This window comes from Pseudomonas fluorescens, from assembly GCF_019212185.1.
In the GTDB taxonomy this organism is placed as follows: Bacteria; Pseudomonadota; Gammaproteobacteria; order Pseudomonadales; family Pseudomonadaceae; genus Aquipseudomonas.
On the sequence record NZ_CP078138.1, the window covers coordinates 4983768 to 4997775 of the forward strand.

General features: G+C 61.1%; 13 protein-coding genes. 4 read left to right on the plus strand and 9 right to left on the minus strand.

Annotation, left to right across the window (positions count from 1 at the left end; translation table 11 throughout):
• Window positions 1-141: 141 nt before the first annotated feature.
• Together KW062_RS22240 and KW062_RS22245 are read right to left on the minus strand one after the other, a co-directional pair.
• On the minus strand, window positions 142-1215 hold the full coding sequence (locus KW062_RS22240; protein ID WP_027619975.1) for an AI-2E family transporter: 1074 nt from the start codon (window positions 1213-1215) through the stop codon (window positions 142-144).
• A 36-nt stretch (window positions 1216-1251) separates the two neighbouring features.
• On the minus strand, window positions 1252-2292 hold the full coding sequence (locus tag KW062_RS22245) for a DUF2066 domain-containing protein (protein ID WP_177433238.1): 1041 nt from the start codon (window positions 2290-2292) through the stop codon (window positions 1252-1254).
• Between the two features lie 385 nt (window positions 2293-2677).
• Between KW062_RS22245 and purM the strand changes: the two genes are divergently transcribed.
• The 4 genes from purM (at window position 2678) to KW062_RS22265 (ending at window position 5577) form a co-directional block, all read left to right on the plus strand.
• A complete protein-coding gene (gene purM / locus KW062_RS22250) occupies window positions 2678-3736 on the plus strand; it encodes a phosphoribosylformylglycinamidine cyclo-ligase (protein WP_027619973.1) in 1059 nt (352 codons plus the stop codon).
• 11 nt (window positions 3737-3747) lie between these two features.
• Window positions 3748-4395 (plus strand): phosphoribosylglycinamide formyltransferase, encoded by a 648-nt coding sequence (gene purN / locus KW062_RS22255; RefSeq protein ID WP_027619972.1) that lies wholly within the window; start codon window positions 3748-3750, stop codon window positions 4393-4395.
• 8 nt (window positions 4396-4403) lie between these two features.
• The gene (locus tag KW062_RS22260) at window positions 4404-5123 is read left to right on the plus strand and encodes a DUF3108 domain-containing protein (RefSeq protein WP_105753820.1); all 720 of its coding nucleotides are present in this window, start codon (window positions 4404-4406) and stop codon (window positions 5121-5123) included.
• Between the two features lie 265 nt (window positions 5124-5388).
• Complete coding sequence (locus KW062_RS22265; protein ID WP_027619970.1) at window positions 5389-5577, plus strand: hypothetical protein; 189 nt, start codon at window positions 5389-5391, stop codon at window positions 5575-5577.
• Between the two features lie 64 nt (window positions 5578-5641).
• On the opposite strand, the gene KW062_RS22270 is transcribed toward KW062_RS22265, so the two are convergent.
• From KW062_RS22270 to KW062_RS22300, 7 genes are all read right to left on the minus strand, one after another.
• On the minus strand, window positions 5642-6184 hold the full coding sequence (locus KW062_RS22270) for a DUF2058 domain-containing protein (RefSeq protein ID WP_027619969.1): 543 nt from the start codon (window positions 6182-6184) through the stop codon (window positions 5642-5644).
• Window positions 6185-6208: 24 nt separating this feature from the next.
• Window positions 6209-7042: a nucleoside triphosphate pyrophosphohydrolase gene (gene mazG, locus KW062_RS22275; RefSeq protein WP_027619968.1), complete on the minus strand. Its 834-nt coding sequence runs from the start codon at window positions 7040-7042 to the stop codon at window positions 6209-6211.
• Between the two features lie 138 nt (window positions 7043-7180).
• A complete protein-coding gene (gene relA, locus KW062_RS22280; protein WP_027619967.1) occupies window positions 7181-9424 on the minus strand; it encodes a GTP diphosphokinase in 2244 nt (747 codons plus the stop codon).
• Window positions 9425-9538: 114 nt separating this feature from the next.
• Entirely contained in the window at window positions 9539-10891 is a 1353-nt protein-coding gene (gene rlmD, locus KW062_RS22285; protein ID WP_027619966.1) for a 23S rRNA (uracil(1939)-C(5))-methyltransferase RlmD, read from the minus strand.
• Window positions 10891-11793, minus strand: coding sequence for a cysteine synthase CysM (gene cysM, locus KW062_RS22290; protein WP_027619965.1), 903 nt, complete (start codon window positions 11791-11793; stop codon window positions 10891-10893). Before cysM ends, rlmD begins: the two co-directional genes overlap by 1 nt.
• 117 nt (window positions 11794-11910) lie before the next feature.
• The gene (locus KW062_RS22295) at window positions 11911-13272 is read right to left on the minus strand and encodes a sensor histidine kinase (protein ID WP_033866302.1); all 1362 of its coding nucleotides are present in this window, start codon (window positions 13270-13272) and stop codon (window positions 11911-11913) included.
• Window positions 13259-13981 (minus strand): response regulator transcription factor, encoded by a 723-nt coding sequence (locus KW062_RS22300; RefSeq protein WP_027619964.1) that lies wholly within the window; start codon window positions 13979-13981, stop codon window positions 13259-13261. Before KW062_RS22300 ends, KW062_RS22295 begins: the two co-directional genes overlap by 14 nt.
• Between the last annotated feature and the right edge of the window lie 27 nt (window positions 13982-14008).

Genomic DNA, 14008 nt, shown 5'->3' on the forward strand with positions numbered 1-14008 from the left:
TGGCCTCTGTGTAAAGTTTGCAAAGTTTATACCCGTGACGCGAGCGGCACAATGCGATAGACCACAAGCAAAATCAAAGGTTTGCGTTAACCTGGCGGCCCGCCGTCAACGCAGGCCGCCCGTACGCACGATTAACTGTACCTATAACTCCGGGTCGTCGGCACCACTGTACATCTGCGAATCCTTGTACAGATCCTTCAAATGACGCACCAGCACCATGATGACCGCCGCCAGCGGCAACGCCAGCAGCACCCCGGTAAAGCCGAACAGTTCGCCGCCGGCGAGGATCGCGAAGATCACCGCCACCGGATGCAGGCCAATCCGGTCCCCCACCAGCAACGGCGTCAGGACCATACCTTCAAGGGCCTGACCGACCATGAATACCGCGACAATCCCGACCATGGGGTACAGGTCACCGCCGAACTGGAACAATCCGGCAATCAACGCCGCACCGATGCCAATGACGAAGCCCATGTACGGCACGATGGCCGCCAGGCCGGCGATCAAGCCGATCAACAGCCCCAGCTCAAGCCCCACCAGCATCAGGCCGGCGGCATAGATCACCCCCAGCGCCAGCATCACCAGCAACTGCCCGCGCACGAATGCCCCCAACACCTCATGACATTCGCCCGCCAGCGAGACGATCCGTTCTTCGTTATCACGCGGCAACAGACTGCGAATCTTCGCCATCATCAGATCCCAGTCACGCAGCAGATAAAAGCTCACGACGGGGATCAGCACCAGGTTGGCCAGAAAACCGATCAGTGCCAGGCCGGATGCTGTCGCCTGACTCAGCACCACGCCGACGATGTCGGTGGTCTGGCCCATGTGCTCGCTGATGGCGGCCTTGACCTTGTCGAACTTCCAGAAGCCATCATTGAGGCCGAGCTTGGCCTGGACCCAGGGCATGGCCGCGTGCTGCAGCCAGTCGAGCATCTGTGGCGCCAGCTCATACAAGCGCAACAACTGCTTGGCGAGCATCGGCACCAGCACCAGCAACATCGCCATGACAATCAAGGTGAACAGCGCAAATACCGCGACTACCCCCCAGGTGCGTGACAGCCCGTATTTTTCCAGGCGATCGACCAGCGGATCGAACAGGTACGCCAGACCCAACGCCACCAGAAAGGGTGTGAGGATCGGGTGCAGCAGGTAAATGAACACGCACAGCAGGACGACCACACCCAGCCAAACCCAACGCCGCGAATCGACCATGAACCACTCCATTGCTTCTATATAAGGAAAGAACGTTTACCAGCGAAAATTCAATTGCGCCTGCGGTGCTGCCGCCGGAGCTTGAGATGCGCCATCCGCAGCCGGGGTAACGGGCGCGGGTGCCGACGCGGGCACTTCCTGCAAGTGCGCCAGGCCCAACTGGGCACGCAGCTGTTCACTGCTGCCGTTGACCCGGTAGACAATCCGGTCGCCCACTACCCGCTGCAAACGCGCGCTAAAAGGCTCGAGCAAACGCCCCAGGGCGGCATAGCGCTCAAGGTTCATGCCCTGCACTTCGAGCAACTGTTCGCTGGCCACGCCTTGTTTGGCGGCAAAACGTGGCGCCAGGCGCTCGCTCACCGCGAGCAATACGGCATCGGCCAACGCCGCGCTGTCGGCACCCTGGGCGGTGCCCTGCTCGCGCTGATCACCCAGCCACAAGTGCCACTTGGCCTGCCATTGCCCACCTTCCTCACGGGCATGCACCGCCAGCAGACCGTCGGCTCCATAGCGCTGCGAAGCATCGCGCAACGGCGCCGGGTCGTTGCCTTCGAGATTCGGCGCGGTAGCCACCAATTGCTCGCTCAAATCCGCCAACGGCAAGCGCAGCGGCAAGCCACGATGCTGCGCGGCACGGCGCAACGGCTCGGCGCTGGACTGGGCGTCGCCAACCAGGCTCGAGCCTTCACTCGAATCATTGAGCCACCATCCTAGAATCGACGGCCGATTGGCACCCCACAGGGCCAGACCGGCCTGACGCAGCGCGCGATCGGTACTGGCCGGGTCGAATTCGACCTGCAGGCTTTCCGGAGGCCCGGCGTCGTAGCCGTATTGACTGATGATCTGCTGGGGATCCTTGCGAATCGCGGCCAGTGCGGGACTTTGCGCGGCCTTGGCATCGCCCGTCAGACGCAGGACCAAAGTATCGAGCGCCCGTTGCGTGGCCTGGTCACGTTCTTGCGGCGCCTGGCTACTCACCGGCTCACGCACCTGATAGAGACCTTTAACGGTTTCGGCCTGACTGGCCAGACTGAGGACTGACAAACAACCGGCAAACAGCAATTTACACAGACGCATGGAAGATTCCCGACGACAAAAAGCGGCTGGAACTGAACGCATGAACGCGCTTGAACAGGGCTGTGACCACAGCACCCGGCAAAACATTCACAGGCTCGGCAGAAGTTTTTCACCCCGTCATAACCATAGACGGTAAACGGCCCTACCTTATACAGGGACGCAGTCGCTCACCAGCGACGGTGTTTTTTGGCTTTTTTTGCGCGATATGTCCCTGCCCGTCGGCCCGAGGATGGCCGCTGCCCCTCAAGCCTGATAAAATCGCGCGCCTTCGCAGACCGGCAATGGCCGGGCACTCTGGATTTTTGCGCGGCCACCCCGCCAGGACTCATTCAGCGTTCCCGCCAGATCGGTCGTTACCCCTGAATCCCCCCTAAAGGCCTGGATCATGAGCAAGCAACCCTCCCTGAGCTACAAGGACGCCGGTGTAGACATCGACGCCGGTGAAGCATTGGTCGAACGCATCAAGAGCGTCGCCAAGCGCACTGCGCGCCCGGAAGTCATGGGCGGCCTGGGCGGTTTCGGCGCCCTCTGCGAAATCCCGGCCGGCTACAAGCAGCCTGTACTGGTTTCCGGCACTGACGGCGTCGGCACCAAGCTGCGTCTGGCGCTGAACCTGAACAAGCACGACAGCATCGGCATCGACCTGGTTGCCATGTGCGTCAACGACCTGGTGGTCTGCGGTGCCGAACCGCTGTTCTTCCTCGACTACTACGCCACCGGCAAGCTGAATGTCGACACCGCTGCCCAGGTGGTGACCGGTATCGGCGCAGGCTGCGAACTGTCCGGTTGCTCGCTGGTGGGCGGCGAAACCGCTGAAATGCCTGGCATGTACGAAGGCGAAGACTATGACCTGGCCGGTTTCTGCGTCGGCGTTGTAGAAAAAGCTGAAATCATCGATGGCTCGAAAGTGGCCGCCGGCGATGCCCTGCTCGCCTTGCCGTCTTCCGGCCCGCACTCCAACGGCTACTCGCTGATCCGCAAGATCATCGAAGTGTCGGGTGCTGACATCGAGAACATCCAGCTCGACGGCAAACCGCTGACCGACCTGCTGATGGCGCCAACCCGCATCTACGTCAAGCCGCTGCTCAAGCTGATCAAGGACACCGGTGCGGTCAAGGCCATGGCCCACATCACCGGTGGCGGCCTGCTCGACAACATCCCGCGCGTCCTGCCAAAAGGCGCCCAGGCTGTGGTTGACGTGGCCAGCTGGAACCGTCCAGCGGTGTTCGACTGGCTGCAAGAGAAAGGCAACGTTGACGAAACCGAAATGCACCGCGTGCTGAACTGCGGCGTCGGCATGGTCATCTGCGTTGCTCAGGAACACGTTGAAACCGCGCTGAACGTCCTGCGCGAAGCCGGCGAGCAGCCATGGGTCATCGGCCAGATCTCCACCGCTGCCGAAGGCGCGGCCCAGGTCGAACTGAAGAACCTCAAGGCGCACTGATGCAAGAGCCGATGTCGCAGACCTGTGATGTTGTGGTGCTGCTGTCCGGCACCGGCAGTAACTTGCAGGCTTTGATCGACGCACAGACTGCGGGCAACCCTGCCCGCATTCGTGCCGTGATCTCGAACCGCGCTGATGCCTACGGCCTGCAGCGCGCCCGGGATGCAGGTATCGACACCCGCACCCTGGATCACAAGGCGTTCGAAGGTCGCGAGGCCTTCGATGCCGCCTTGATCGAATTGATTGACGCTTTCCAGCCCAAGCTGGTGGTGCTGGCCGGCTTCATGCGCATCCTCAGCGCTGATTTCGTCCGCCACTATCAGGGCCGCCTGCTCAATATCCATCCTTCGCTGCTACCCAAATACAAAGGGTTACACACTCATCAGCGAGCGCTGGAGGCCGGCGACACTGAACACGGATGCAGCGTGCACTTCGTTACCGAGGAACTCGATGGCGGCCCACTGGTCGTACAGGCAGTAATACCGGTAGAGTTACACGATTCGCCGCAAAGTCTGGCGCAACGCGTACACGTACGCGAACACCAGATTTATCCGTTGGCCGTACGCTGGTTTGCCGAGGGCCGCCTGAGCCTTGGCGAAGAAGGTGCTTTACTGGATGGCCAGCTTCTTGGGGCCAGCGGTCACTTGATTCGTAACTAGGAGATTTTATGCGTCGCGCCCTGCTCTTCGCTTGTGCTCTGTTCGCCCTGCCGCTTGCGCAGGCCGCAGACCTTCAACCGTTCTCCGCCAGCTACACCGCCGACTGGAAACAACTGCCCATGAGCGGCACCGCTGAACGCAGCCTGACCAAAGACGCCAACGGTGCCTGGAAGCTGCATTTCAAGGCATCGATGATGATTGCCAGCCTGACGGAAGAAAGCACCCTCAAGCTCGACAAGGACACCCTGCTTCCGCAGTCGTATCATTTTGAGCGCGGCGGCCTGGGCAAAGCCAAGAAGGTTGACCTGGATTTCGACTGGACCACCAAGATGGTCACCGGTACCGATCGCGGCGACCCGGTCAAGGTCCCGCTCAACACAGGCATGCTTGACAAGTCCACTTACCAGTTGGCCTTGCAGCGTGACGTGGCGGCTGGCAAGAAAAGCATGAGCTACCAGGTGGTCGAGGGTGAAGACACCGACACCTACGACTTCCGCGTGCTGGGCGCCGAAAAGGTCAGCACCAAGGTCGGCACTATCGATGCAATCAAGGTCGAGCGTGTACGCCCTCCGGCCGAGAGTGGCAACAAGCGCATCACTGAAATGTGGTTCGCCAAGGATTGGGGCTACGTGCTCGTTGCCTTGCGCCAGGTGGAAACCGACGGCAAGGAGTACAACATCATGCTCCAGGACGGTAAGGTCGACGGTAAGGCGGTCAAAGGCCAATAAGCCTGAGCAATACTCGAAAAGCCTCGCGAATGCGGGGCTTTTTTTCGCCTCGAATTTGCCCGCAACGCCCTTGAAACCATGAAACAAATGTCATGAAACCTTTCGCCCTGCGACTGAATGTCGCGGCCTGCCTGGGCTGCAGGATTCTCTCAATTTCTGCAACAGACCGTTACCGATTCTGTGGATTTACTTAGCAAGCTATCAAAACATATAACAAAGGCCTGCACACGCCTTGCTGCAGATCAATTGAGATTGGAGCCAGCCGATGACTGTAAAAGTAACTGAACGCGATGATTCACATATGTCCCATGAAGCCGTAGCCGCCGGCATTCACATCTGGGATGTGCATCAGCAGGACCTGCTGGTGGGCATGTTCCACTCTGAAAGTGACGCCCACAGTTACAGGATCGAACTCGAAGCCCAGGAACAACAGCGAGCGACCCGCTCCGCCTGAGCACAGCATTGAAAACAACGAACCCCGCCAATTGGCGGGGTTCGTGTTTACAGCGCCTGACAGCTTACCACATCAGGTCATCAGGAATCTGATAGGCCGCGTACGGATCGTCCTCGGCAGTGACCTCTTCGACCTTCTCGTTCATCTGCACGATACGCTTGGGGTCGCGCTCCTGGATTTTCAGAGCGGCCTCGCGCGGGATGACTTCGTAGCCGCCAGCGTGATGCACGATCGCCAGGGAACCGCTGCTGAGCTTGTTGCGCATCAGGGTGTTGACCGACAGGCGCTTGACCTTCTTGTCATCGACGAAGTTGTAGTAGTCCTCGGTGGTCAGCTTCGGCAGGCGCGAAACTTCGATCAATTGCTTGATCTGCGCGGCACGGGCTTTCTGCTCGACCTTCTCCTGCTGCTGACGGTTGAGTTCCTGGTCGCGCTTGACCTTCTCGGCCATGGCTTCTTGCGCCTGGCGCTGCTGGGTGTCGTCCAGCTCGATCTGCCCCTTGTGGGCCAGGCGTTGCTGTTTCTGCTTCTCTTTGCCGACCTGCTTGGCCTGCTTCTGGTTGACCAGCCCTGCTTTGAGCAACTGGTCGCGAAGGGAAATGCTCATGTGCTTACTCACTTAGGCAACTGCTCAACCGCAGTTGGGCAAATTCTTTTCCTGGCGTTTGGCTTCACCCCAGAGGGTGTCCAACTCTTCGAGGGTGCAATCTTCCATGGGACGGCCGGTGTCGCGCAATGCCTGTTCGATAAATCGGAAACGTCGCTCGAATTTTCCGTTGGCTCCGCGCAACGCAGCTTCCGGATCGACCTTGAGATGGCGGGCCAGATTGACCACGGAAAACAACAGGTCACCGATCTCATCAGTGATGGCGATCGGGTCATTGTCGGCCATGGCTTCGAGCACTTCATCGAGCTCTTCACGGACCTTGTCGAGCACCGGCAACGCATCCGGCCAGTCGAAGCCGACCTGTCCGGCACGCTTCTGCAACTTGGCCGACCGCGACAGCGCCGGGAGGGCCGCTGGCACATCGTCGAGCAAAGACAGCTGCTCGGGCGCCGCGGATTGTTCCGCCCGCTCTTCGGCCTTGATCTCTTCCCAGCGCTGCTTGACCTGTTCTTCGCTCAGCCGTGGGACATCCAGCGGCGCGTACAGGTCACCGGTAGGAAATACATGGGGATGCCGGCGGACCAGTTTGCGGGTGATGCTGTCGACCACCCCGGCGAACTCGAAGCGCCCTTCTTCCCGCGCCAGCTGGCTGTAATACACCACCTGAAACAGCAGATCGCCCAACTCACCCTGCAGGTGATCGAAGTCACCGCGCTCGATGGCGTCGGCCACCTCGTAGGCTTCTTCAAGGGTATGGGGAACGATGCTGGCGTAGGTTTGCTTGATGTCCCACGGGCAACCGTACTGCGGGTCGCGCAGGCGATTCATCAGGTGCAGCAGGTCTTGGAGTGTGTACATCAATCTCTCTCACTGCAAAATCCCTTGTGGGAGCGAGCCTGCTCGCGAAAGCGGTGTGTCAGACGCCATTGATGTCGGCTGACATACCCTCTTCGCGAGCGGGCTCGCTCCCACAGTGGATCGGCGCTGAACATCCGATCAAGGCGTACGATTGCGCCGGGTTTCAATGATGTTCGGCAACTGGGAGATACGCCCCAACAACCGTCCCAACGCATCCAGCCCCGGAATTTCAATGGTCAGGGACATCAACGCGGTGTTGTCCTCTTTATTGGAACGGGTGTTGACTGCCAGTACGTTGATCCGCTCATTGAGCAATACCTGAGAAACGTCACGCAGCAGACCGGAACGGTCGTAGGCACGGATGATGATGTCCACCGGATAGGTGAGCACCGGCACTGGCCCCCAACTGACCTGGATGATCCGCTCCGGCTCGCGCCCGCCCAGTTGCAGCACCGAAGCGCAGTCCTGGCGGTGGATACTCACACCACGGCCCTGGGTGATGTAGCCAACAATCGCGTCGCCCGGCAACGGCTGGCAGCAGCCGGCCATCTGGGTCATCAGGTTGCCCACGCCCTGGATCTGGATATCGCCACGCTTGCCTGGCTTGTAGCCAGCGGCCTTGCGCGGAATCAGCTCCAGCTGTTCGTTGCCGCGTTCCGGCTCGACCAGTTGCTGCGCCAGATTGACCAACTGCGCCAGGCGCAGGTCGCCCGCACCCAAGGCCGCAAACATGTCCTCGGCGGTTTTCATGTTGGCCTTGTCGGCCAGCTTTTCGAAATCCACCTGCGGCAGGCCGAGGCGATTGAGTTCGCGTTCGAGCAGGGTCTTGCCCGCCGCGACGTTCTGGTCCCGCGCCTGCAACTTGAACCAATGGACAATCTTCGCCCGCGCCCGCGAGGTGGTGATGTAACCCAGGTTCGGGTTCAGCCAGTCACGGCTCGGCGTACCGTGCTTGCTGGTGATGATCTCGACCTGTTCACCGGTCTGCAGGCTGTAGTTGAGCGGGACAATACGCCCGTTGATCTTCGCGCCACGGCAGTTGTGACCGATTTCGGTGTGCACGCGGTAGGCGAAGTCCAGCGGGGTCGCGCCCTTGGGCAGGTCGATGGCATGCCCGTCAGGGGTGAAGATATAGACCCGATCCGGCTCGATATCGACCCGCAACTGCTCGGCCAGGCCGCCGATATCCCCCAGCTCTTCGTGCCACTCGAGCACCTGGCGCAACCAGGAGATTTTCTCTTCGTAATGGTTGGAGCCCGATTTGACGTCAGTGCCCTTGTAGCGCCAATGCGCGCAGACGCCCAGTTCGGCCTCTTCGTGCATGGCGTGGGTACGGATCTGCACTTCCAGCACCTTGCCCTCGGGGCCGATCACCGCCGTGTGCAACGAGCGGTAGCCGTTTTCCTTGGGGTTGGCGATGTAGTCGTCGAACTCCTTGGGAATGTGCCGCCACAAAGTGTGGACGATACCCAGCGCGGTGTAGCAATCGCGCATCTCCGGCACCAGCACGCGTACCGCACGCACGTCATAGATCTGGCTGAAGGCCAGGCCCTTGCGCTGCATTTTGCGCCAGATCGAATAGATGTGCTTGGCCCGGCCGCTGATGTCGGCATCGACGCCGGTCGCCTGCAACTCGCTCTGCAACTGGTTCATCACGTCGCTGATGAAGCGCTCGCGATCCAGCCGTCGCTCGTGCAGCAGCTTGGCAATCTGTTTGTACTGATCAGGCTCCAGGTAACGGAAGGACAAGTCCTCCAGCTCCCATTTGATATGGCCGATGCCCAGGCGGTGCGCCAGCGGCGCATAGATATCAAAGACTTCGCGGGCGACCCGGTTGCGCTTCTCATCGTCGGCGGTTTTCACCGCACGAATCGCGCAGGTGCGCTCGGCCAACTTGATCAGCGCGACGCGGACGTCATCGACCATGGCCACCAGCATCTTGCGCAGGTTTTCTACCTGACCCTGGGTACCCATGACCATCGATTGGCGCGGACTCAGGCTGGCGCTGATCGCGGCCATGCGCTGCACGCCATCGATCAGCTTGCCGACTACCGGGCCGAAGCGCTGGCTGACGGCCGGCAACTGGATCTGGCCTTCGCGCACGCCACGGTAAAGGATCGCGGCGACGAGGGAGTCCTGATCGAGCTTGAGGTCGGCGAGAATTTCGGCGATCTCAAGGCCGGTGCGAAAACTCGAAGTGCCTTCGGCCCACAGATTTTTCGCGGCATTGTCCTGCTGTTCAGCCTGACGAGCGAACTCGCAGGCTTCCTTCAAGGCTTCGCGATCCAGTGCCGGATCGACACTGACCGCATGATCGAGCCAAGCCTCGAGGTTGATACTGCCGTCGGTGTTGATCGGCTGGTGTGCTCTCACCTGTACCATCTTGCTTACCTTCCCTACGACGCAGATTCAATGCGTCAAATCGCTGACCTTGGTTGCCCGTGCACGCTCGCGGCGAATCCTGCACGGGCGGTCCAGTCGGACCAGACGAGCATCCTAGCTCGCTTCAAATAACGCCATGGCCTCGACATGTGCCGTCTGAGGAAACATATCGAGGATCCCGGCACGTTTTAACCGGTAGCCCTGCTTGACCAATTCGAGCGTGTCGCGCGCCAGCGTTGCCGGGTTGCACGACACGTACACCAGACGCTTGGCGCCGAGCGCTGCGAGGTTGCGCACCACCTCGAAAGCACCGTCACGCGGTGGGTCCAAGAGTACCGCAGAAAAGCCTTCTTCGGCCCATTTGGCATCCGCCAAAGGCTGGGATAAATCGGCCTGAAAAAACTTCGCGTTATGCAAATTATTGCTAGTGGCGTTGGCTGCCGCGCGCTCGACCATGGTCTGCACGCCTTCTACCGCCACCACTTCGCGAACCTGCTGGGCCAGCGGCAAGGCAAAGTTACCCAAGCCGCAGAACAGATCCAGCACGCGCTCGTCGCTGCCGGGCTGCAACCAGTCCAGCGCCTGAGCCACCATCGCCTCGTTGACCCCGGCATTGACCTGCACAAAGTCACCCGGCCGGTACGCCAGGTCCAGGTTCCAGCGCTCCAGGCGATAGCCCAGCACTTGCTCGCTGTCCGCCGGTTGCGGCTCGCCCTCGCCATGCAGCCACAGTTGGGCTTCATGGAAGGCGCAGAACTCCTTGAGAATGACCAGGTCAGCCTCGGACAACGGCGCCATATGCCGCAGCAACACGGCCAATGACGAACCAGCAAACAACTCGACATGCCCCAGCGCCTGCGGCTTGCTCAGGCGTCGCAGCATGTCCGGCAAGCGGCTCATGATCGGCTGCAAGGGCTGTACCAGCACCGGGCACTGGTCGATGCCGACAATGTCCTGGCTACCCGCGGCACGGAAGCCGACTTCCAGCTTCTTCGTCTTGAGGTCCCAGCGCACGGCCACCCGGGCACGTCGGCGGTAGGCGAACTCCGGCCCGCTCAACGGCTCGGCCCAGGACTCGGGTTCGACACCGGCGACCCGCGACAACTGCTCGGCGAGCATGCGCTGTTTCAGGGCAAGCTGTTCGTTGTGGGGCAGGTGTTGCACGCTGCAACCGCCACAACGCCCGGCATGGGCGCAAGGTGCAGGACGGCGCAGCTCGTTGGCGACGAATACCCGTTCGGTACGCGCCTCCACCACCTTACCGTGGGCGCCAAGAACACGGGCTTCAACTTCCTCACCCGCGAGGGCACCCATGACGAACCAGGTACGCCCTTCGAAAAACGCGATACCGCGACCGTCGTTGGCCAGGCGCTCAATGCTCAAGCGCTGTTTTTTGCCGGTCGGGACTTGCGGGGCCTTGCTGCCCCCCGTGGGTTGGAAGCGCAGGCCTCTCGGTTGCTTGGCCATCAGTTGGGCGCGTCGAAAATGCCGGTCGACAGGTAACGGTCGCCACGGTCACAGATGATCGCGACGATCACCGCATTTTCCAGCTCCTGCGACAGTCGCAGCATGGCCGCGACTGCACCACCGGACGACACCCCACAGAAGATGCCTTCTTCGCGAGCCAGACGCCGGGTGACATCCTCGGCTTCCGCCTGGGCCATGTCGACGATGCGATCGACCCGATCGGCTTGATAAATCTTCGGCAGGTATTCCTCGGGCCAACGACGGATCCCCGGGATCGCCGCGCCTTCCATCGGTTGCAGGCCGACGATCTGCACGTCCTGGCTCTGTTCCTTGAGGTAGCGTGACACCCCCATGATGGTGCCGGTGGTGCCCATGGAACTGACGAAATGGGTGATGCTGCCCTGGGTCTGGCGCCAGATTTCCGGGCCGGTGGTGGTGTAGTGCGCCTCGGGGTTGTCACCGTTGGCGAACTGATCCAGCACCTTGCCACGGCCTTCGGCTTCCATGCGCTGAGCAAGGTCGCGCGCGCCTTCCATGCCTTCTTCCTGGCTGACCAGGATCAACTCGGCACCGTAGGCGGTCATCGCTGCTTTGCGCTCGGCGCTGGAGTTGTCAGGCATGATCAGGATCATCTTGTAACCCTTGATCGCCGCGGCCATGGCCAGGGCAATCCCGGTATTACCGGAGGTTGCCTCGATCAGGGTATCGCCAGGATGAATCTGCCCACGCAGTTCGGCTCGGGTAATCATCGACAGCGCCGGACGGTCCTTGACCGAACCCGCCGGGTTATTCCCCTCGAGCTTGAGCAGCAGGGTGTTGCTGGTCACGCCAGGCAGGCGCTGTAGACGGACCAGCGGGGTGTTGCCGACGCAATCGGCGATGGTTGGGTACTGCAAAGTCATGGCGTATTCGCAATCCGGACTGCGGGGGCGCCCATCATACCGGCAAACGTGCGTGGGCCATATCACGCAAAGTAAGGAGCTTATGGCTCAACGCTATAAGGCCGCAGAACGGGCGATTCAAGCCGCCCCGGCGTGAGCCAGCAGACGAATGTTCAAGCGTAATCCACTGCCTGTGTTCTGCGCCCAGATAAACCCACCCTGGCGCTGTACGGCATTCCTGGCGATGCTCAGTCCCAGGCCGAAGCCGCCATTGCCGGGACGCGAGCCGTCGAGACGGGTGAACGGCAGGAAGATCCGTTCGAGATCGGCTTCGGCCACGCCCCCGCCCTGATCCTCCAGCCACAGGTGCCAGTAATCGCCATCGCGCCCCCCGCCGAGACTGACACGGCCGCCGGCCGGTGAGTGACGGATGGCATTGCGCAGGATGTTTTCCAAGGCCTGGGCCAAGGTATTGAGGTTGCCGCGCACCCAACACTCGGCATCCACAGAACATTGCAATTGAGTGCTCGGCCAGGCGCTTTCGTAGCAGGCATTTTCGCTGAGCATTTCCCACAGCGCCTGGACCTGGATCGCCTCATCCGGCAGCGGCGAGCGCTCGGTGTCGAGCCATGCCAGTTGCAGTGTGTCCTCGACCAGGCGCTGCATGCCATCGACCTCACGGCCGATGCGTTCGCGCAGTTGCGCCAGGTCCTGCTCACTCTCGCTGGCCACCCGCAGCCGGCTCAACGGGGTGCGCAGTTCATGGGACAAGTCACGCAGCAACTGTTGCTGCAGCGCCACGGTGCTCTGCAGACGCTCGGACATGTGATCGAATGCCCGCCCCAATTCGCCCAGCTCATCCTGACGGCTGATGGTCTGGCTCGACAGACGCACCCCCAACTGATCGGCACGCCAAGCATTGGCCTGTTCACGCAGGCTGTTGAGCGGAACCACCAGCAAGCGGTACAGCCCGACACACAATAGCAGCGTGATAAATCCGGGAATCACGCCATTGGTGATCACCCGCCAGAACAACTGATTGCGCCCCGGCATGAAACGCTGGGGCAGTTCCATCACCAGGCTGCCGGCTGCAGGATCACCGGGAAACGGCAGGCGCAGTCCGGGCAGACGCTTGTTATGAATGGGCCAATCGAGGTTGCGCAGAAAAGTCAGGCGCTCGACCTGCTGCTCGCTCAAAGGCTGGGTGCCGAGGGATTGCAGGTCCGCGCCGACGACGTCGGCCCAACCTTTTTCACGCTTGCGCAGGCCCTGCAAAAAGCCATCGACGCCTTCGTGGCGACCACTCAACCAGGCCTGCTCGGCCTCGGCAGCATAGCGTGACAGAGTGGCGCGCGCCTCTGGCGAGAGAAACTGGTCCTGCTTCTCCATGTAGCGGCCCCAGGACCAACTCAGCCAGATCATCAGCAGGCAGAAGGCAACGAGGAGCAGCGCCAGCTTCCAGAACAGCGAGTGGCGGCCCGGGACGTCAGACCACTTCATCGGCGGCGCTCAATACATAGCCTTTGCCCCATACCGTGCGCACTTCGCGCTCGCTGTAGCCGATGGCCTTGAGCTTGCGGCGAATCTGGCTGATGTGCATGTCCAGACTACGGTCGTGGGGCGCGTAGCCGCGCTGCAGGACGTGTTGGTAGAGGAACGCCTTGCTGAGGACTTCTTCACCGTTGCGATTGAGCGTATCGAGCAGGCGATACTCGCTGCGGGTCAACCCGGCCCAGCCCTGACCGTAATAAACGTCAGACAGTTCGTCATCGAAACGCAGGCTATGGGTGTCGCTGCTGACGGCCGGGGCGACGTGCCGCCGGTCGAGGGCTACCCGACGCAGTATGGCTTCAATGCGTACCCGCAGTTCGGCCATGCTGAAGGGCTTGGGCAGGTAATCGTCGGCGCCCAGGCGAAAACCGCTGATGCGGTCGGCCTCGGCGCCCAGCGCCGACATCAGTAATACCGGCGTCGAGTCGCAGGAGCGCAGGTCGGTCAATACAGCCAGACCGTCCATGCCCGGCAGCAGAATATCCATCAGCACCACATCGAAGGCCTGGGCACGAGCCATTTCCAGACCTTCCCGGCCGTTCTGGCACCAGGTCACCTGAAAACCGCAACGGCCCAAGTGCTCATGCACATAAGCACCGAGTACGAGGTCATCTTCAATGGTCAGAATGCGGGGAAGGCCAGCAGATACGGGAGTCATTAGCTTCTGCAAGTAATTCTCAATCAC

What these genes read in the sequence shown, in the direction of transcription:
- purM (WP_027619973.1), top strand. Translation starts at nt 2,678, where the DNA reads ATGAGCAAGCAACCCTCCCTGAGCTACAAGGACGCCGGTGTAGACATC.
- KW062_RS22240 (WP_027619975.1), bottom strand. Translation starts at nt 1,215, where the DNA reads ATGGTCGATTCGCGGCGTTGGGTTTGGCTGGGTGTGGTCGTCCTGCTG.
- KW062_RS22295 (WP_033866302.1), bottom strand. Translation starts at nt 13,272, where the DNA reads ATGAAGTGGTCTGACGTCCCGGGCCGCCACTCGCTGTTCTGGAAGCTG.
- KW062_RS22270 (WP_027619969.1), bottom strand. Translation starts at nt 6,184, where the DNA reads ATGAGCATTTCCCTTCGCGACCAGTTGCTCAAAGCAGGGCTGGTCAAC.
- mazG (WP_027619968.1), bottom strand. Translation starts at nt 7,042, where the DNA reads ATGTACACACTCCAAGACCTGCTGCACCTGATGAATCGCCTGCGCGAC.
- KW062_RS22300 (WP_027619964.1), bottom strand. Translation starts at nt 13,981, where the DNA reads ATGACTCCCGTATCTGCTGGCCTTCCCCGCATTCTGACCATTGAAGAT.
- KW062_RS22265 (WP_027619970.1), top strand. Translation starts at nt 5,389, where the DNA reads ATGACTGTAAAAGTAACTGAACGCGATGATTCACATATGTCCCATGAA.
- purN (WP_027619972.1), top strand. Translation starts at nt 3,748, where the DNA reads ATGTCGCAGACCTGTGATGTTGTGGTGCTGCTGTCCGGCACCGGCAGT.
- KW062_RS22260 (WP_105753820.1), top strand. Translation starts at nt 4,404, where the DNA reads ATGCGTCGCGCCCTGCTCTTCGCTTGTGCTCTGTTCGCCCTGCCGCTT.
- rlmD (WP_027619966.1), bottom strand. Translation starts at nt 10,891, where the DNA reads ATGGCCAAGCAACCGAGAGGCCTGCGCTTCCAACCCACGGGGGGCAGC.
- relA (WP_027619967.1), bottom strand. Translation starts at nt 9,424, where the DNA reads ATGGTACAGGTGAGAGCACACCAGCCGATCAACACCGACGGCAGTATC.
- cysM (WP_027619965.1), bottom strand. Translation starts at nt 11,793, where the DNA reads ATGACTTTGCAGTACCCAACCATCGCCGATTGCGTCGGCAACACCCCG.
- KW062_RS22245 (WP_177433238.1), bottom strand. Translation starts at nt 2,292, where the DNA reads ATGCGTCTGTGTAAATTGCTGTTTGCCGGTTGTTTGTCAGTCCTCAGT.